Raw genomic sequence first — 17,515 nt, forward strand, 5'->3', positions numbered from 1 at the left:
ACTTCATGGCCCGCCTCATTCCCGACGACTGGAAAAGCCTCGCCGCCACCGGCGCGGCCGAACGCGAGCGCGAGACGCTTGCCGCCCTCGAACACGCGCTGCCGGACAACTACACCGTCTATCACGGCGTGCACTGGACGCGTGCCGACCAGGGTTTCTCGGTGTTCGGCGAAGCGGCGTTCGTCGTCGTGAGCCCGGCCGGCCGCGTGCTGCTGATCGAGCAGAAGGCCGGCTTCCTGCGCGAAACGCCGAAGGGGCTCGTGAAGGTCTACCTGCAGAAGGAGCGCAACGTCCCGATCCAGCTCGCGCGCACGCAGGAGACGCTGCACCGGCGGCTGACCGCTGGGCTCGGCGCGGGCGTCTATGGCGTCGAGGCGCTGCTGTACTGCCCCGACTACGCGATCCGCGAGACGGCGATCGCCGGCGTCGCGGCCGACCGCATCGTCGATGCGTCGCGCAAGGCGCAGCTCGCGCAGGTGATCCTGCAGATCCTGCCCGAGCACGACGAGCCGCTGCCGAACGCAGCGAAGCTGCATCACTTCCTCGCGGACGAACTGGCGCTCACGCCCGACACGAGCGCGCTCGTCGGGCAAGCCGGCACGCTCGTCACGCGGCTGTCGGGCGGGCTTGCCGAGTGGGCGCGCCAGCTCGAGTTCACGCCGTTCCGCTTGCGCGTGACGGGCACCGCGGGTTCGGGCAAGACGCAGCTCGCGGTGCAGGCGATGCGCGACGCGGTCGCGGCCGGCAAGCGCGTGCTCTACGTGTGTTTCAACCGGCCGCTCGCCGACTACATCGCGCGCATCGCGCCGCCCGGCGCGAAGATCGCGAACTACCATCAGCTGTGCGACTGGGTCGCCCGCGACGGCGGCTATACGCCCGACTTCGACACGCCCGGCGCGTTCGAGCGGCTCGAGGCGCGCTTCGCGCAAGCGCCGATTCCGGAACGCTGGCGCTTCGATGTGCTGATCGTCGACGAAGGACAGGACTTCCACGCGCCGTGGGCGGCGGCACTGGAGCGCCTGCTGGCGCCGGACGCCGCGTGGTGGTGGCTGGAAGACCCGCTGCAGAACCTCTATCTGCGCGAGCCCGTCGCGCTGCCCGGCTGGGTCACGCTGAAGGCGCTGACGAACTACCGCAGCCCGCGCGACCTGCTCGAATTCGTGCGCGACGTCGTCGGCCGCGTCGAGCCGCTCGCGGCCGAACTGCGCTCGGGCAGCCCGTTCGACGGTTCCGATCCGTCGGTGTCGTCATACGGGGAAGACGGCGCGTCGGGCGACGCACTCGCCGAAGCGTGCATCGACGCGACCAAGCGCGCGATCACGCACGCGCTGTCGCTCGGCTTCCGCAAGCAGGACATCGCGGTGCTGTCGTATCGCGGCCGCGAAAGCTCGGTGCTCGCGCGGCTCGACCAGCTCGGCCCGCACCGGGTCAAGCGCTTCACCGGCAAGTACGACCTGTTCGGCAACCCTGAATATCGCGAAGGCGACGTGCTGCTCGATTCGATCTACCGCTTCAAGGGCCAGTCCGCGCCGTGCGTGATCCTCACCGAGATCGACTTCGACACGCTCGATGCGCGTGCGGCCCGCAAGCTGTTCGTCGGCGCGACGCGCGCGACGATGAAGCTGCTGCTCGTCGCGTCGGCTCGCTCGGCGGCGCAGCTTGCGGGTGGATGACGCGGCGGAACGACTCTCTCGGCACGAGGATGCTCTCCGTCGTGATGTTCATTGACAATCGGGCACATTTCGTTCTGCCCGGCGCGCTTATCCAGCCGTCTTTCGCCCGGTTCCGGCAGCACCTGGCGATTTATCCGTTTGCAGCCTGTCAGTACGATGCCAGGCCATTCGTTGCAAACGGAATATTCCATGACCGATGTAAAAAAGGTGCCGTACTACAAGCCGCAAAAAGGCTGGTTCGGACCAGAACTGAAGGAATACAAGGGCCATCGGGGATGCATTCCTCTCGATACGCAGAGAAGCGTGTCCATCGACAGGCCTGCACCGGGGCAAAAGCCACCGCCTCCCGAGACAATTTCTCAAGCCTCGAAACTGCCGAAACAAAGTGCCGCGCCTCAATCTCGGCCTCAGCCGAAAGCCGCTCAGACGATCACGCAGGAACCGCCGAAGCAACGGGAATCGGAAGTTTGCGACAACCCACCGGCCTTCGACCTCCAGGACGTGCCGATTGCGATGGACAATCTGGGCTGGAAAGTCTCAGCCAAGCTTGCGCGAATCTGGTTCGCTGGTTCTGCGCATACGTACAACGACGAGCCAACGTCACCCCAGCCATTGAACGACGACAGCATCACACTCGATTGGACGTTGAAATTTGGCAGCATCCGGAGGAAATTCGAATACCTCCTCGCGAACGGCATTTATAGCAGGCGATCCGTAGAAACAGCAACCAACATCGCCAAGCCTTTCGTTAAAAAACTATTTCTCGAAAGAAATTCAACATTCAATTTCAACACCTCACGATTCATCCGCGATTTGCCAAAATTTCACAACGATTGGCAATTTCAGCTGCTACCAATAATAAATTGGGATACCCTGGAAAATCTCTCCCCAACGGATCTCACGGGAGCACTGGCCAATTTCAACATCTACATCGCCATAGGAAATGTTGAGATTTCAAGTGAAAGATACTTCAAATACGAGAAATCAGGAAACCTCTACTGCATCAATGCCACCGGAAAAATCACGCACATCTATGCCTACGTGAAAGACAACTATTCATTCAACGGAAAGCAGTATTTGGGGCATTGGAACAAGTTCGGAGTGGTCATTGCGCCGGGCTCAATGCTCGCCGACTCCAGTTCGCCAAAGCGGGAAACCGACCTCGATATTTGGGCGAAAAGCATCAACAAACCCGTAGACACGCGAAAAGGCTTGCTTGGAAAATTCAAAAAATCCGACGTTTACTTTCCAGTCTACAACGCGGACTATAATCGCTGGAGAGAAAAGCATCAACGAGGCAAGGACTTCATGATATATTCAAAACCCGTCTATCTAAAGCTGAATAAGCCGATCGATCTCAATCTTGGTGAGATATGCAGACTAGAACCATCAGATACATTGGCTTAGTTGTTATCTTTTATATCGCCACCGGCCTGGCCATTCACCTCAACCGCCCTGCCTATGGACGATGCGACTTTTACGATCACCCGGAAACATTAGACGGCGGCATAAGACACATGAATGGAGTCTACTATCGATTCATGATGTGCGGCACTGGCGGAAATGATCAGAACGGGACGAATGACAAAATAGAACTGAAGGTTTTCAACGACAAGGGCGAGCTCGTGGCGAAGAGATACTTCTCCGTCAACTGGTATCACGGGAAAAGCTTTCACCAACCCTTAAGCTATGAGGGCAATGTGGTCCGCTACATCGACTTGACCGATGAGTCAAACCACAACAAATATCTGAAAATTCCGCCCACCAAGTGGGATTGGCTTCGCGCCAGATTGCCTTTGTTTTGAGCGTGTCGAAGCGAACGTATTCCAAGATGAGCTCGTGGAAGGATGTAAATTGATCGGCTCTGAAAGCCCTGCGGACGACGCCAGTGTTCTCGACCGGATCATTCGGGACAACCTGGACTGAGCCTCATCGCGAAGCGCGTCGCGGGCGCCACGCCTGAACAGCCACGATGCCGCCCCGGTGTGTTGCCCGCCCCGCTAACGATCACGCCACCCGAAACGCCCCCACCGCCCGCCGCAGCCCATCGGCCTGCTCCTCGAGCGACGCCGCAGCCGCCGCCGCCTGCTCGACCAGCGCCGCGTTCTGCTGCGACACCTGATCCATCTGCGACACCGCGCGGTTCACCTGCTCGATCCCGTCGCGCTGCTCGTTCGACGCGGCCGCGATCTCGGTCATGATGCCCGTCACGCGGCCGATCGCCTGCTGGATGTCCTGCATCGTCGCGCCGGCCACGCCGACCAGCCGCGACCCCGTCGCGACGCGCTCGACCGACTCGCCGATCAGCGTGCGGATCTCCTTCGCGGCCGACGCCGAGCGCTGCGCGAGCGTGCGCACCTCGCCCGCGACCACCGCGAAGCCGCGGCCCTGCTCGCCCGCGCGCGCGGCTTCGACCGCCGCATTCAGCGCGAGGATGTTGGTCTGGAACGCGATGCCCTCGATCGTGCCGATGATGTCGGCCACCTTCTGCGAACTCTGGTCGATCTCGTTCATCGTGCCGATCACCTCGCCGACGACCGTCGCGCCGCGCGTCGCGATCTCGCTCGCGTTGTCCGCGCACGCCTGCGCCTCGACCGCGTGATCGGCGTTCTGCTTCACGGTCGCCGTCAGCTGTTCCATGCTCGCGGCCGTCTCCTGCAGCGCGGACGCCTGCTCCTCGGTACGCTGCGACAGGTCGGTGTTGCCGGCCGCGATCTGGTGCGTCGCGGTCGAGATCGCTTCGGAACCCTGGCTGACCTGGCGCACCGTATCGGCAAGGCTGCGCTGCATGCCCGTCACACCCTTGACCAGCTCGGCCATCTCGTCACGCGACGACCAGCGCACTTCCGACGTCAGGTCGCCGTCCGACAGGCGGCGGAAATGCGACAGCAGGCGGTTCACCGGTTGCGTGATCGCGAAATGCAGGCCGACCGCGCAGCCGAGACACGCGGCGAGACCGAACGCGATGCCGGCGATCGCGCCCGCGCGCATCCAGCCGTAATAGGTCTGCGCGGTGTCGTAGACGTCCTTGCCGCGCGCGGCCTGGTACGCGTCGAGCGCGTCGGTCGCCTGCGTGAGCGCGACCGACAGCGGCGGCGCGACCGTCATCAGCAGGCGGTCGGCGTCGTCGCGGCGTCCCGCGCGGATCGCATCGATCATCGGCTTCAACGCCTGTCCGATCAGCGCCTGGCGCGCGGCGTCGAGCCGGGTCGCGAGCGGGCCTTCGTCGCCGTCGTGCGGCATCGTCGCGTAGGTGCGCCACGCGGCGTCGGCCTTCGCGAGATAGCCCTCGGCCTTGTTGACGAGCTCGGGCACGTCCGGCGCCTCCGGATGCAGCATCGCGCGGTCGAGCGTGGTGCGCACGATCGTCAGGTTCAGGCTCGCGGCGGACAGCGCGGTCTTCGCGGCCAGCTCGCGCGTATAGGCTTCGTCGAGCGCGCGGTTCGAGCGCTGCATGCCGGTCAGGCCGATCAGGCCCGACACGACGAGCAGCACGGCGACGAGCCCGAGCGTGGAAAAAATCCGCGTACGGATCGAGAAACGGGAAAACAGGGCGTTCAGGTTCATGACGGGACGGGAGCGATAAAGGGTGCCGCGGCAATCGGTCCGCGGCACTCTGGATTACGGTTTGCCTGCAAAAAACTTGAGTCCGGTCCGCCGTCGGGCTGATCGCGATCAATTTTTCCCGGCCGGCAATCTCCTGTTACCGATGCAACAAATCGAGGCCCGGCAGAAATTGACCAGGCAATAAATTATCTCTATATTTCGCTCAATTCCCTGCCATGGCAGATATCTCGATGAGAACCGATACCCTCCTTGCCCCGCCGGCCGCCGACGCGGCCCGCCGCGACGCGCCGACCGGGCTGATCGTCGCCGCGCTGTTGCTCGTCATGCTGCTGTCCGCGCTCGACCAGACGATCGTGTCGACCGCGCTGCCGACCATCGTCGGCGAGCTCGGCGGCCTCGACCAGCTGTCATGGGTCGTCACCGCGTACCTGCTGTCGTCGACGGTCGTGCTGCCGCTGTACGGCAAGCTCGGCGACCTGTACGGCCGCAAGATCGTGCTGCAGGCCGCGATCGTGCTGTTTCTCGCCGGCTCCGCGCTGTGCGGCATCGCGCAGGACATGACGCAACTGATCGTGCTGCGCGCGCTGCAGGGGCTCGGCGGCGGCGGGCTGATGGTCGTCACGATGGCCGCGATCGGCGACCTCGTGCCGCCCGACCGCCGCGCGCGCTATCAGGGGATGTTCGGCGGCGTGTACGGCCTCGCGACGATCGTCGGGCCGCTGCTCGGCGGCTTCCTGGTCGAACACCTGTCGTGGCGCTGGATCTTCACGATCAACCTGCCGCTCGGTTGCGTCGCGCTCGCGGTGATCGGCATCGCGTTCCGGCCGCATACCGCGCACGTGAAGCACCGGATCGACTACATGGGCGCGGCGTTCCTCGCAACGGCCCTCACCTGCGTGATCCTGTTCACGAGCGAAGGCGGTTCGCTGCTGCCGTGGTCGTCGCCGCAACTATGGATGACGCTGGTGCTCGGCGTGGTCGCGGTCGGCGGCTTCATCTACGAGGAGCGGCTCGCGGCCGAGCCGATCATGCCGCTCGAACTGTTCCGCCAGCGCACCTTCGTGCTGATGAGCCTGATCGGCTTCGTCGTCGGCATCGCGCTGTTCGGGTCGGTCACGTTCATTCCGCTCTATCTGCAGGTCGTGAAAGGCTCGACGCCGTCGCAGGCCGGGATGCAGCTGCTGCCGATGATGGGCGGGATGCTCGCGATGTCGGTGGTCAGCGGTCGGCTGATCTCGCGGCTCGGCACGTATCGGCCGTTTCCGATCGCGGGCACGCTGATCGGCGGTGTCGCGATGGCGCTGCTGTCGACGCTGTCGCTCGACACACCGCTGCACACGATGTACGCATACATGGCGCTGCTCGGGATCGGGCTCGGCATGGTGATGCCGGTGCTGACGCTCGCGGTGCAGAACACGGTCGAATTCCGGCACATGGGGGTCGCGACGTCGGGCGCGACGCTGTTCCGCTCGATCGGCGGTTCGCTCGGCGTCGCCGCGTTCGGCGCACTGTTCTCGCACGGGCTGCAGTCGCGGATCGTGCAGGCGCTGCCGGCCGGCACCGAGCTGCCGCCCGCGCTCGGCCCGGCGGCCGTGCACCAGTTGCCGGATGCGGTGCGCGATGCTTACCTGCATGCGTTCGCCGGGTCGCTGCATGTGGTGTATCTCGCGGCGGCCGGCGTGATCGCGATCGCGTTCGTGCTCGCCTGGTTCGTCGAGAGCGCGCCGCTGCGCAAGCACAACTGATTCGCAGGCCGGCGGCAGCGATCGCCGGCCGATCGAAGCCACGAGGCGACCGTTCTCCCGATTTGCGATCGCCGTGCCGCCCCGCCCGCCGTCACGGCACCAGCACCACCCCGCCCGTCGTCTGCCGCGACTCCAGCAAGCGATGCGCGTCGGCCGCCTGTTCGAGCGGCAGCCGCGCGCCGATCTCCACGTGCATCCCGCCCGCGAGCCGCTCGAGCGTCGCGCGCGCCGCTTCCCGATACCCCGCCACGTCACGCGCGATGAAACCCAGCACGCTCGGCCGCGCCAGCGCGATCGAGCGGGCCGGCCCGAGTTCGTCGAGATCGATCGTCTGCCGCGCGCCGATCGCGGCGACCTGCCCGATGCTCGCGACCATCCCGAACGGCCGGACCGCGCCGAGCGTACGCGTCAGCACGTCGCCGCCGATCCCGTCGATCGCATAGTCGACACCCGCGCCGCCGCCGAACGCGCGGGCCGCCGCGACGAAATCCGCCTCGCGATAATCGACCACCGCTTCCGCCCCGTGTGCGCGCACCAGCGCCGCCTTCGCGGCCGAGCCGACCGTGCCGATCACCCGTGCGCCGAGCGCGCGCGCCCACTGCGTCGCCAGCAAGCCGACGCCGCCGGCCGCCGCATGCACGAGCACGGTCTCGCCGGCGCCGACCTGCCGCACGCGGTGCAGCAGCATGTAAACAGTAATGCCTTTCAGCAGCCCGGCCGCGGCCGCGTCGTCGCTCACGCCGTCGGGCACGGGCACCACGCGCTCGGCAGGCAGCGTGCGCAGGCTCGCATAGCTGCCGGTCGGCAGTCCCGCATAGGCAACGCGCTGGCCCGGGACGAGCGCCGTCACGCCGGGCCCGACCGCCTCGACCACGCCGGCCGCCTCCACGCCGAGCGCGTCCGGCAATGCCGGCAACGGGTGCGCGCCGGTCCTGAAATAAATGTCGACGAAATTCACGCCGACGGCGGTCTGGCGAATCCGCACCTCGCCGGCGCCGGGCGGCGCGACGGGCGCATCGACGCGGCGCAGCACGCCGGCGTCGCCGTAGCGGTCGATCCCGATCCGGGTGGCGGTGGCAGTTTGGGTCATGACGTTCCTCGCAATCGAATGAAGTGACACGATCATCCCATCGTGCATAATCGAACGGAATTCCCGTTATGCGCCCATCTACCGTGCAAAATTCGACCGAACCAACGGCAGTGTCCGCGCCGCCGATGAGCTGGGACGACCTCCGCTATTTCCTCGCGGTGATGCGCGGCGGCAGCCTGTCGGCCGCGGCGCGGGCGCTGCAGGTCCAGCATTCGACGGTTGCCCGGCGCATCGACGCGCTGGAGTCCGCGCTCGGCATCCGGCTGTTCGACCGGCTGCCGCGCGGCTGGCCGCCGACCGACGAAGGGCTGCATCTCGCCGAACATGCGGCGCGCGTCGAAACCGACGTACATGCGTTCGCGCGCGCCGCGCAGGGGGCGGCGGCGCTCGAGGGGGTGGTGCGCGTGTCCGCGTCGCCGGTGTTCGCGAGCCACTTCCTCGCGCCGCGGCTCGCCCGCGCGCAGCGCGCGTGGCCCGCGCTGCGGATCGACCTGATGGGCGAAATGCACGCGGCCAACCTGTATGCGCGCGAAGCCGACCTCGCCGTGCGCTTGTCACGACCGAACGAGCCGGGGCTGGCCGCGCGCCGGCTCGGCACGATGCGCTTCGCGCTGTGCGCGTCGCCCGACTGGGCCGCCACGCCGCCCGACACCTGGGCATTCCTCGGTTACGACGACGCGCTCGCGCAAATGCCGCAGCAGCAATGGCTCGAGCGCTTCGCGGCCGGGCGCCGCTTCGCGTTCGTCGCCAACGACCTGGCCGCGCTGCATCGTGCGTGCGTGGCCGGTGCGGGAATCGCGCTGCTGCCGCGCTTTCTCGTCGACGATCCAGCACTCGACGCCCTGCCGGCAGCGTCCCGGTCGCCCGGCGAATCCGAAACCGGCGGTCCCCGCGCCGCGGCCGGTGCCCGCGCCAACGCCCACCAACCCGCCCGTGCCGCCGCGGCAACCGACGCAGCCGCCCCCGCGGCGCTCGTCGAACTCACTGCCGCACCACGCTGCGACATCGAGCGCGAAATCTGGCTCGTCGTTCATCCTGACGTGCGCCGGTCGCCGCGCGTGCAACGCGTCGCGGATGCAATCGCCGACGCGGTGCATGCGGCCGAGGGGCGGCTCTGACGCCCCGGCCCCGTCAGAACTTCTGCTGCAACCCGGCCATGATTCCCAACTGGTCACGCCCCGCGTCGACCGTCCCGCCGGCGGCGACGGCCTTGGCCGCCGTCGGGCCGTTCAGCATGTAGCCGACCGACGTATAGACGCGCGTGCGCTTCGACAGCAGGTAACTGGCACGCCCGACCAGCAGGGTCGCGCTCGCGCCGGTATTGCGCGCCGACCCGCGTTGCAGGTAGCGCGTGCCTTGCGCGTCGAACGATACCGCCGGCGTCCGCGCGTAGGTCACGCCGGCGAACAGGATATCGGTCTGCACATGGGCCGAGGCCGCGACGTTGTTTCGTATCCACCCCGCGCCGAGCTTCGCTCGCCCCACCAACGCGTAGCCGTCGACGACGGTGTGCGTGCTCGTATGGGCGCTGCTGCCGAGCGGCGCCGCCGCGCCCGGTCCGCCGCGCTTGACATCGCCGGACGCGGCGAAACCGAAACGCGGCGTGTCGTATGCGACCAGCGCCGTATATTGCCGGCACGCGAGCGGATTGCCGGGCACCTGCCCCGCGCAGCCGGTGGCGGAGGGGCCGGCCGGCCCGGCGGCGTCGCGCCCGAAGCTGTAGGTGCCGCCGATCGTGAATCGGCCGAACTTGCCCAGGTAGCCGATCGCATTGTCGCTTCGAGCATTCGGCAGATACGCGTCGAAGTTGCTCGGGGAATGGATCGACGGCCCGATCACGTCGGCGTTGGCGAGCGCATGGGCCGTCATGTTCATCTGCCTGCCGAGCGTGAGCGTTCCATAGGCGCCGCCCAGCCCGACGTTCGCCTGCCGGCCGAACAATCGCCCGCCGCCACCGAGCCGGCCCGTGCCGGGCTGGAAGCCGCTTTCCAGCACGAAGAACACCCGGTATCCGCCGCCGATCTCCTCGACGCCCTTCACGCCCCACCGCGACGGCATTGCGCCCGTCAGGTGCGGCATGTCCACCGTCGATCCGCCCTTCGCCGCTCGGTTGTAATAGGAAACGCCAGTATCGACAATGCCGTACAACGTCGTGCCGCCTTGCGCATGCGCGATGCCGGATGCCGCCATCAGCGCCCATGCAAGCGCTCGCCGCTTCGCAACCGTCCGCCTCTCAGCGGAACCGGTCCGCATGACCGGGGCTTTCCATGCGCCACACGACGCAGCGCCCCGTCGTGCCGCATTTGCGCCGGCGCACTGCTCAGGATTGCTTGACATATGCCTGCTGCCGTTCGCCGGGGCTGCCCGCCTGATCTCGATGCGAAGCCGAGCGTCGATGATCGATCAGGCCGACCGCGAGCGCCGCCGCCAGCGCGGGCAGCCCGATCGCCATGAAGTTGCGCTCCAGCGGCAGATCGATGCCGACCAGCACGCCGATGACGATCGGCGCCAGGATCGCCCCGCCGCGGCCGATGCCCAGCGTCCAGCCGATGCCGGTCGAGCGGATCGCGACCGGGTAGAACTGCCCCGCATACGCGCAGTTGACGATCTGCGTGCCGATGGTCGACGCGCCGGCCAGCCCGACCAGCACGAACAGCAGCGCAGTCGGCATCCTGTAGCCGAGCAGCGTGATCGAGATCGCCGCGAGCAGATACATCGAAACGAGCACCGTCTTGATCGGAAAGCGATCGGCCAGCCAGCCGCCGCCGATCGCGCCGACCATCGCGCCGGCGTTCAGCACCAGCACGAACGTCAACGCGGAACCGAGGCTGTAGCCCGCCCCGGCCATCAGCCGGGTCAGCCACGAACTGAGCGCGTACACCATGAACAGGCACATGAAGCAGGCAATCCAGAACATGACCGTGCTGAACCCGCGACCGTCGTCGAACAGCCGGCGCACCGGCGCGTTGCCCGCCTGTTCCTCCCGCGGCAAGACATGGCAGTCGTCCGGTCGGGGCCGGTAAGCGGGATCGAGCCGGCACGCGATGCGCGCGAGCTCGCCCGTCCTGCCGCGCCTGATCAGGAACGACATCGATTCCGGCATCCATTTCATGAGCAGCGGGACAAGCAGCACCGGCGCGCCCGCGGCGACGAACACCGACCGCCATCCGTACGCCTCGATCATCCCCTTGCCCATCACGGCCGCCAGCATGCCGCCCACCGAATAGCCACTGAACATCAGCGTCACCAGCGTGCTGCGCATGCGGCGCGGCGCGTACTCGGTCATGTGGGCGATCACGTTCGGCATCACGCCGCCGATGCCGATCCCCGCCAGAAAGCGGGCGGCGCCGAACAACGCGGGCGTCGGCGCCAGCCCGGCCGCCGCGGTAAAGACGCTGAACAGCGTCAGGCAGGCCGCGATGGCCCGCCGGCGCCCGATCCGCTCGGCGACGGTCCCGAACACGATGTTGCCGAACATCATGCCGAACAGCGCCGAACTCACCATGAAGCCGGCATGCGCGGGGCTGACGCCCATGTTCTTCATGATCGCCGGCAGCGCGATGCCGGCCACCGCGAGATCGTAGCCGTCGAACACGATGATCAGCGCGCACCAGAACAGCACGACACCGTGCAGCGGGCCCAGCCGCGCATCGTCCGAGAGCGCCTGCAGATTGATTTGACGCATGGAGTTCCTTCCTTTTCCAGTGGGGAGGCTTCGAATCAGTACGATCGGCCGGCCCGCATATTTAGTAGTTATCCGAATTTATTTACGAGATGCACCGGCTTCCGGTCGAACGTCGACGCAGTGTAGGAAGCCACAATGATTCCCACTATCCGGAATTTGCAGGCCGCGCACGAATTCAATCCGTTTTTTTCTCACGCCGGGCGCTATCCGGATTTTTCCTGAGCGGGGACAGGACTGTCCGATTCTTGCAACCCCGTGCGATACCTTAGACAAGCCTGACGAAGATCAATATCATCCATTCAGGAGATTTCGCGCACGCAAGAAAAACCGATGCGGCACGACGCGCATCCGCGGCCCAGCCGGATGCACTGCACGGAAATGCCGCACAGGAGACGCCCCATGCCCCTCACGCCGAATGCGGACGTGCTGTCCGCGCTGTACCGGAATTGCCTGTTCCGATCCGGATCGCGCACGGATGCGCACGAGCAGGTTTCGGCGGAACTGGCCGAGCATGTGCTGCGCTGGAAGCACGGCGTGCCCGACGCTGCGCTTTTCAAGGGGCGACTGAATCGTCTGAGCGTCTACGCGCTGCAGTACGGCGCCGAAGTCGAGGTCGTGCCGCGCCCGTTCGACGGCTTTTCGCTCGTCCACACGTCGCTCGCCGGCGGCGCCGAAATCGACTGCGACGGACATGTGATGGACGTGCTCGAAGGACGGACCGCCGTGCTCGCGCCCAGGACGCGCGTGCGCCTGCGCTGGCGGCCCGGCACCCGGCAACTGATCGTCAAGGTCCCCGATGCGCTGCTGCGGGCGGTTTCCGGCCACCCGCCCGACGACGGACCGCCCGCCCTCGCGCCGGGATTTCTGTTGCCGCCTGCACTGGCCTCGCAATGGGACCTGATCGCACAGTCGCTGCTCAACGTCCTCGCGCTGGCCGGCGACGGCGGCATTCGGGCCGAGTGGCGCGACCACTTCGAACGCAGCCTCGCGTTATTCCTGCTCGTACATTGCCCGCCGCCGTCGGCAACCGGGAATGCCCTCGCGTCACCGGAAGCGTGCAACCCACCGGTGACATCCGGATCCCCGGGCGGCATCCGGCAAATGGACGCGCTCCTCGAATTCATCCATGCGCGACTCTGCGCGCCCATTTCGCTCGAGGATCTCGCCAGGGCGGCCGGCGTCAGCTTCCGGACGCTGAACGTGCTGTGCCGCCGCTACCACGGCGCAACCCCGATGGAACTGCTGCGCAACATCCGGCTCGACGCCGCCCGAGTGCAACTGCTGACCGACCCGATGGCCAGCATTACCGATACGGCGCTGACGTTCGGTTTCGGCCACCTCGGCCGCTTTTCGGGCTATTACTTCGCCCGCTTCAACGAGTTGCCGCGCGATACGCAGAGGAAGCGGCTGCCGAACTGAATGCGACGACGCGCGACGTCCGGCCGTCGCCCGGCCGTCGCTTTACGCGCCGGGCAATCGCCCGCATAGTAAGGGTTTGCCCATGCCTCCGCCCGTTGCCATGTCCGCCACACCCGCCGCCTGCGTCGTCCGCGACGCGACCGATGCCGATCTCGACGCCATTCACGCGATCTACGCGCACCACGTGCGCCACAGCGTCGCGTCGTTCGAGGAGGCGCCGCCCGACGTCGACGAACTGCGCGCGCGCCGCGACGCAGTGCTGCGTCACGGGCTGCCCTATCTCGTCGCGGAATGCGACGGCCACATCGCCGGCTACGCGTACGCAACGCCGTATCGCACGCGCAGCGCGTACCGCCACACGATCGAGGATTCGATCTACATCGACGACACGCAGCGCGGCCGCGGCATCGGCCGCGCGCTGCTCGCGGCACTGATCGCGCGCTGCGAAACCGGCCCGTGGCGGCAGATGATCGCGGTGATCGCCGACGGCGGCACCGGCGGGTCGACGTCGCTGCACCGCGCGTTCGGTTTCGAGCCGGCCGGCGTGCTGAAGGCGGTCGGTTTCAAGCACGGCCGCTGGATCGACACCGCGCTGATGCAGCGCGCGCTCGGCGACGGCGCACGCACGCTCCCCGCCGCGCCCGAGCCTGTCGCGTCGCGCTAGAATGGCCGCATGTCAAAACAGACTCCAACCATGCCAGACGAGGCCGCGCCGGATTCCCGCAACGAGTACACGGTCGATGAACTCGCTCGCGTGTCCGACACGACCGTGCGCAACGTCCGCGCGTACCAGGATCGCGGGCTGCTCGCGCCGCCCGAGAAGCGCGGGCGCGTGGGCATCTACGACGACACGCACGTCGCGCGCCTGAAGCTGATCAACCACCTGCTCGCGCGCGGCTACACGCTGTCGAACATCCAGGACCTGATCATGGCGATCGACGAGGGTCACGACCTGCGCTCGATCCTCGGCCTGGAAAACGCGATCGGCGGCCGCTGGTCGCACGAACTGCCGAAAACCTATTCGCTCGCGCAACTCGCGCAGATGTTCGGCCCGCAGACGGCGTCGCAACTGTCGCGCGTGACCGAACTCGGCCTGCTCGAACGGCGCGGCCTGTCGTTCGTCGCGAAAAGCCCCGCGCTGCTCGAGGCGGCAGCCGCGATGACGAAGGAAGGCATCCCGCCGCGCGAGCTGCTCGACGTGATCAGCCTCGCGCGGCCGCACTTCGACGCGATCGCGCGGCTGCTCGTCGATCTCGTCGTGAAGCGGCTCGACCGCTATGACGAAGGCACGCTGCCGCCCGTCACCGACGTGCCCGCGCTCGTCGATGCGATCTGGCGCCTGCGCCCGCTCGCGGCCGTGTTCGTCGAGGGCGAGACGAACCGCGCGCTCGAGAACGCCGCCAGTGCGTATCTGGGCGGCCGCGTCGCGACGATCCTCGACAGGAAACTCAGTGACGAAGCGGCACGCCAGGCCGGCACGTCGGATAGGTCCGATGCGTCCGGCCCGCAAGGCGACGGCGACAAAGCATAGGACCGCCGCCGTCATATTCATATCGGCATTGCTTGGTTTGCGGGCCCGACCGCCCATGCGACGATTCTTCCAACCGAGCGGCACACGCCGCTCCCCGAAGACGTTTCGCATGGAGTCCGTTCGATGATTCGTTTCACCCGCTGGATCACCCGCACCGCCGCGACGGCGCTCGTCGCCGTCGCCGCCACATCGGCGTTCGCGCAAGGCAGCGCCGACAAGGTCGTGCGCATCGGCTACCAGAAGGCCGGCCTGCTGTCGGTCGTCAAGACGCAGGGCTCGCTCGAGACGCGGCTCAAGCCGCTCGGCTACACCGTCCAGTGGTTCGAATTCCCGGCCGGCCCGCAACTGCTCGAGGCGCTGAACGCGAACAGCATCGACTTCGGCTACACGGGCGCGCCGCCGCCTGTGTTCGCGCAGGCGGCCGGCGTGCGCTTCGTGTACGTCGCCGCGGAACCGCCGTCGCCGCACAACGAGGCCGTGTTCGTGAAGGCCGATTCGCCGGTCCGCTCGCTCGCCGACCTGCGCGGCAAGAAGGTCGCGCTGCAGAAGGGTTCGAGCGCGAACTACCTGTTGCTCGAAGCGCTGAAAAAGGCCGGCGTACGCTACGACGAAATTCACCCGGTGTACCTGCCGCCCGCCGACGCGCGCGCCGCGTTCGAGAGCGGCAACGTCGACGCGTGGGCCGTGTGGGATCCGTATTACGCGGCCGCGCAGAATTCGCTGAAGATCCGCACGCTGTCCGACTACACGGGCCTCACGCCCGCGAACAACTTCTACGAGGCAACGCGTGGCTTCGCGGAGCAACATGCCGACGTGGTCGGCACGATCCTGAAGCAATTGCGCGAGACGGGCCTGTGGGTCAACGGGCATCCGGCCGAGACGGCCGCGCTGATCGCGCCGAAGGTCGGCCTGCCGCAGCCGCTCGTGGAAACGTGGATCAAGCGTGTGCCGTTCGGCGCGGTGCCGGTCGATGAGAAGATCGTCGCGGTTCAGCAGGGCGTGGCCGATGCGTTCCATGCGGCGAAGCTGATTCCGCAGAAGCTGAACGTCGCCGATAACGCGTGGACCGACAAGGGCGTGGCAAGCGCGCTCGCGGCGAAGTAACGCACGGTTCGCACTCGTTTCGAACAGGCCGACGGGTACCCTGCCCGTCGGCCTGTTTTGGTTCTGCTCGGACAATTACGTCGACGTCCCCGCGTGCGTGCCGCTACCGATTGCTTTCCGGATCAGTTCGGTATTTCATTTTCCACTGACCCATTCCTTCGGAGGGGTGCATGGAACATTTTCTTCCCGACGCGCCGCAGCGTTTCGTCATCAGCCATTACGCGGAGGACGACTTCAAGACTGGCGGCCTGCGCGGCTACTCCACTTACCGGGACTTGGGCGTTGCGGCGGCAACCAGCGGCCTTGTCAGAGCGCACGTAGTCCGCATGATTGCGCCGTTCCGTCCGGAATTGAGCGTGCGACACCACCACGACGTGCAGTTTCAGCTGGTTTACTGCCTGAAGGGCTGGTTTCAGACCGACTTTGAAGGCATTGGACCGCAGCGGCTGGTGGCCGGGTCGTGCTGGATTCAGCCACCGGGCATCCGCCATACCGTAATAGGCTGGTCGGATGATTGCGAGCTGCTCGAAATCCTGATCCCGGCAGAGCCCGAAACGGTCAACGATCCCTGAGCGGCAAGCGGTGTTGCCGGGCCGCATGGGGCTTTATGCGTCGGGTTGAACGTCCTCTTTTCGGCTTGACGTTGGGGCGTTGAAGGTCGGCAATGGGCCGGGAAGCTATGGCCGTGTCCGCCAGCCCCACCCGACTTCAAAGCCCCGCCACCTTCTTCTGCCGCCACAGACACAGCAAATCGCACGCAACATGCGCAGCGGCGATCGCGGTGATGTCCGCGTGATCGTAAGCAGGCGCAACCTCGACGACATCCGCGCCGACCAGATTCACCGCCCCGAGCGCACGCACGATCGCGAGCGCCTGTGCGGACGACAACCCGCCCGCGACCGGCGTCCCCGTGCCGGGCGCGAACGCCGGATCGAGACAGTCGATATCGAACGTCAGGTACGCGGGCCGCGCGCCGACGATGTCGACAATCCGCTCCACCGCCGCGCGCGGACCATGCTCATGCACCCACGCGGCATCGAGCCGCTCGATCCCGAGGAAATCGTCGTTCCACGTACGGATGCCGACCTGCACCGACGTCGCCGGATCGATCAGCCCTTCCTTCACCGCCTTGTAGAACATCGTGCCGTGATTGAGGCTGTCCGGCTCGTCGTCGGCCCACGTATCGCAGTGCGCATCGAAGTGGATCAGCGACAGCGGCTTGCCGTAGCGCTCCGCGTGCGCGACCAGCAGCGGATACGTGATGTAGTGATCGCCGCCGAGCGTCAGCATCTTCGCGCCCGAGCGCAGGATCGTGCGCGCATGTTCGACGATCGCCGGCTTGATCGACAACGGGTTGTGCGCATCGAACCAGCAATCGCCGTAATCGACGGTCGCGAGATCCTCGAACGGATCGAAGCCCCACGGATACGGCTTGAGCTCCGCGAGCTGCACGCTCGCCGCGCGGATCGCGGCCGGCCCGAGCCGCGCGCCCGAGCGATAGGTCGTCGCGAGGTCGAGCGGCACGCCGGAAATCGCGACGTCGACGCCGTCGAGCGCGCGCGAATAGTTGCGACGCATGAACGACAGCACGCCCGCATAGGTGTTTTCGATCGAGGAGCCGTATGGCGTCGTGCGACGGATCGCGCCGTCGCCGTGGAGCAGTTCGGTCATGTCGAACCTGTTGGTCAGGAGGACCGGCCC

15 protein-coding genes are annotated in these 17,515 nt (G+C 66.7%); 10 read left to right on the forward strand and 5 right to left on the reverse strand.

Going from position 1 to position 17,515, the window contains the following annotated elements:
- Positions 1–5 precede the first annotated feature (5 nt).
- The 3 genes from DID98_RS09725 to DID98_RS36205 all read left to right on the forward strand — a co-directional run bounded on the left by DID98_RS09725 (position 6) and on the right by DID98_RS36205 (position 3,478).
- A complete protein-coding gene (locus DID98_RS09725; RefSeq protein WP_124520725.1) occupies positions 6–1,673 on the forward strand; it encodes an ATP-dependent helicase in 1,668 nt (555 codons plus the stop codon).
- A 189-nt stretch (positions 1,674–1,862) separates the two neighbouring features.
- Entirely contained in the window at positions 1,863–3,080 is a 1,218-nt protein-coding gene (locus tag DID98_RS09730) for a DUF6402 family protein (protein WP_185500293.1), read from the forward strand.
- Entirely contained in the window at positions 3,047–3,478 is a 432-nt protein-coding gene (locus DID98_RS36205; protein WP_260426896.1) for a hypothetical protein, read from the forward strand. The genes DID98_RS09730 and DID98_RS36205 overlap by 34 nt, the downstream gene beginning before the upstream one ends.
- 202 nt (positions 3,479–3,680) lie before the next feature.
- On the opposite strand, the gene DID98_RS09740 is transcribed toward DID98_RS36205, so the two are convergent.
- A complete protein-coding gene (locus tag DID98_RS09740) occupies positions 3,681–5,240 on the reverse strand; it encodes a methyl-accepting chemotaxis protein (RefSeq protein WP_124520727.1) in 1,560 nt (519 codons plus the stop codon).
- Positions 5,241–5,470: 230 nt separating this feature from the next.
- Between DID98_RS09740 and DID98_RS09745 the strand changes: the two genes are divergently transcribed.
- Positions 5,471–6,985 carry an MDR family MFS transporter gene (locus DID98_RS09745; protein WP_124488142.1) on the forward strand — a complete coding sequence of 505 codons (1,515 nt, stop codon included), beginning with the start codon at positions 5,471–5,473 and terminating at the stop codon, positions 6,983–6,985.
- A 91-nt stretch (positions 6,986–7,076) separates the two neighbouring features.
- Here the strand turns inward: DID98_RS09745 and DID98_RS09750 are convergent, their stop codons facing one another.
- Positions 7,077–8,075 (reverse strand): quinone oxidoreductase, encoded by a 999-nt coding sequence (locus DID98_RS09750; protein ID WP_124520729.1) that lies wholly within the window; start codon positions 8,073–8,075, stop codon positions 7,077–7,079.
- Between the two features lie 125 nt (positions 8,076–8,200).
- Here DID98_RS09750 and DID98_RS09755 point away from each other — a divergent pair, with 125 nt between their 5' ends.
- The gene (locus DID98_RS09755; RefSeq protein WP_124521824.1) at positions 8,201–9,193 is read left to right on the forward strand and encodes a LysR family transcriptional regulator; all 993 of its coding nucleotides are present in this window, start codon (positions 8,201–8,203) and stop codon (positions 9,191–9,193) included.
- A gap of 13 nt (positions 9,194–9,206) precedes the next feature.
- Here DID98_RS09755 and DID98_RS09760 read toward each other — a convergent pair whose 3' ends face one another.
- Together DID98_RS09760 and DID98_RS09765 are read right to left on the reverse strand one after the other, a co-directional pair.
- Positions 9,207–10,265 carry a porin gene (locus DID98_RS09760; RefSeq protein WP_260439257.1) on the reverse strand — a complete coding sequence of 353 codons (1,059 nt, stop codon included), beginning with the start codon at positions 10,263–10,265 and terminating at the stop codon, positions 9,207–9,209.
- A gap of 130 nt (positions 10,266–10,395) precedes the next feature.
- A complete protein-coding gene (locus DID98_RS09765; RefSeq protein WP_124520735.1) occupies positions 10,396–11,760 on the reverse strand; it encodes an MFS transporter in 1,365 nt (454 codons plus the stop codon).
- Positions 11,761–12,159: 399 nt separating this feature from the next.
- On the opposite strand from DID98_RS09765, the gene DID98_RS09770 reads away from it, so the two are divergent.
- From DID98_RS09770 to DID98_RS09790, 5 genes are all read left to right on the forward strand, one after another.
- Entirely contained in the window at positions 12,160–13,179 is a 1,020-nt protein-coding gene (locus DID98_RS09770) for an AraC family transcriptional regulator (protein WP_124520963.1), read from the forward strand.
- A 100-nt stretch (positions 13,180–13,279) separates the two neighbouring features.
- Positions 13,280–13,843, forward strand: coding sequence for a GNAT family N-acetyltransferase (locus DID98_RS09775; RefSeq protein ID WP_124520737.1), 564 nt, complete (start codon positions 13,280–13,282; stop codon positions 13,841–13,843).
- A 9-nt stretch (positions 13,844–13,852) separates the two neighbouring features.
- Complete coding sequence (locus DID98_RS09780; RefSeq protein ID WP_124521827.1) at positions 13,853–14,710, forward strand: MerR family transcriptional regulator; 858 nt, start codon at positions 13,853–13,855, stop codon at positions 14,708–14,710.
- Positions 14,711–14,833: 123 nt separating this feature from the next.
- Positions 14,834–15,814, forward strand: a complete 981-nt coding sequence (locus DID98_RS09785; protein WP_124520741.1) for a sulfonate ABC transporter substrate-binding protein — start codon at positions 14,834–14,836, stop codon at positions 15,812–15,814.
- A 170-nt stretch (positions 15,815–15,984) separates the two neighbouring features.
- Positions 15,985–16,386, forward strand: coding sequence for a cupin domain-containing protein (locus tag DID98_RS09790; protein ID WP_124520743.1), 402 nt, complete (start codon positions 15,985–15,987; stop codon positions 16,384–16,386).
- A gap of 136 nt (positions 16,387–16,522) precedes the next feature.
- On the opposite strand, the gene speB is transcribed toward DID98_RS09790, so the two are convergent.
- Positions 16,523–17,485 carry an agmatinase gene (gene speB / locus DID98_RS09795; protein ID WP_124520745.1) on the reverse strand — a complete coding sequence of 321 codons (963 nt, stop codon included), beginning with the start codon at positions 17,483–17,485 and terminating at the stop codon, positions 16,523–16,525.
- Positions 17,486–17,515 lie beyond the last annotated feature (30 nt).

Origin of the sequence: Burkholderia sp. Bp8984 (assembly GCF_003853755.1) — a bacterium.
Lineage (GTDB): Bacteria > Pseudomonadota > Gammaproteobacteria > Burkholderiales > Burkholderiaceae > Burkholderia.

What these genes read in the sequence shown, in the direction of transcription:
- DID98_RS09725 (WP_124520725.1), top strand. Translation starts at nt 6, where the DNA reads ATGGCCCGCCTCATTCCCGACGACTGGAAAAGCCTCGCCGCCACCGGC.
- DID98_RS09730 (WP_185500293.1), top strand. Translation starts at nt 1,863, where the DNA reads ATGACCGATGTAAAAAAGGTGCCGTACTACAAGCCGCAAAAAGGCTGG.
- DID98_RS36205 (WP_260426896.1), top strand. Translation starts at nt 3,047, where the DNA reads ATGCAGACTAGAACCATCAGATACATTGGCTTAGTTGTTATCTTTTAT.
- DID98_RS09740 (WP_124520727.1), bottom strand. Translation starts at nt 5,240, where the DNA reads ATGAACCTGAACGCCCTGTTTTCCCGTTTCTCGATCCGTACGCGGATT.
- DID98_RS09745 (WP_124488142.1), top strand. Translation starts at nt 5,471, where the DNA reads ATGAGAACCGATACCCTCCTTGCCCCGCCGGCCGCCGACGCGGCCCGC.
- DID98_RS09750 (WP_124520729.1), bottom strand. Translation starts at nt 8,075, where the DNA reads ATGACCCAAACTGCCACCGCCACCCGGATCGGGATCGACCGCTACGGC.
- DID98_RS09755 (WP_124521824.1), top strand. Translation starts at nt 8,201, where the DNA reads ATGAGCTGGGACGACCTCCGCTATTTCCTCGCGGTGATGCGCGGCGGC.
- DID98_RS09760 (WP_260439257.1), bottom strand. Translation starts at nt 10,265, where the DNA reads ATGGCGGCATCCGGCATCGCGCATGCGCAAGGCGGCACGACGTTGTAC.
- DID98_RS09765 (WP_124520735.1), bottom strand. Translation starts at nt 11,760, where the DNA reads ATGCGTCAAATCAATCTGCAGGCGCTCTCGGACGATGCGCGGCTGGGC.
- DID98_RS09770 (WP_124520963.1), top strand. Translation starts at nt 12,160, where the DNA reads ATGCCCCTCACGCCGAATGCGGACGTGCTGTCCGCGCTGTACCGGAAT.
- DID98_RS09775 (WP_124520737.1), top strand. Translation starts at nt 13,280, where the DNA reads ATGTCCGCCACACCCGCCGCCTGCGTCGTCCGCGACGCGACCGATGCC.
- DID98_RS09780 (WP_124521827.1), top strand. Translation starts at nt 13,853, where the DNA reads ATGTCAAAACAGACTCCAACCATGCCAGACGAGGCCGCGCCGGATTCC.
- DID98_RS09785 (WP_124520741.1), top strand. Translation starts at nt 14,834, where the DNA reads ATGATTCGTTTCACCCGCTGGATCACCCGCACCGCCGCGACGGCGCTC.
- DID98_RS09790 (WP_124520743.1), top strand. Translation starts at nt 15,985, where the DNA reads ATGGAACATTTTCTTCCCGACGCGCCGCAGCGTTTCGTCATCAGCCAT.
- speB (WP_124520745.1), bottom strand. Translation starts at nt 17,485, where the DNA reads ATGACCGAACTGCTCCACGGCGACGGCGCGATCCGTCGCACGACGCCA.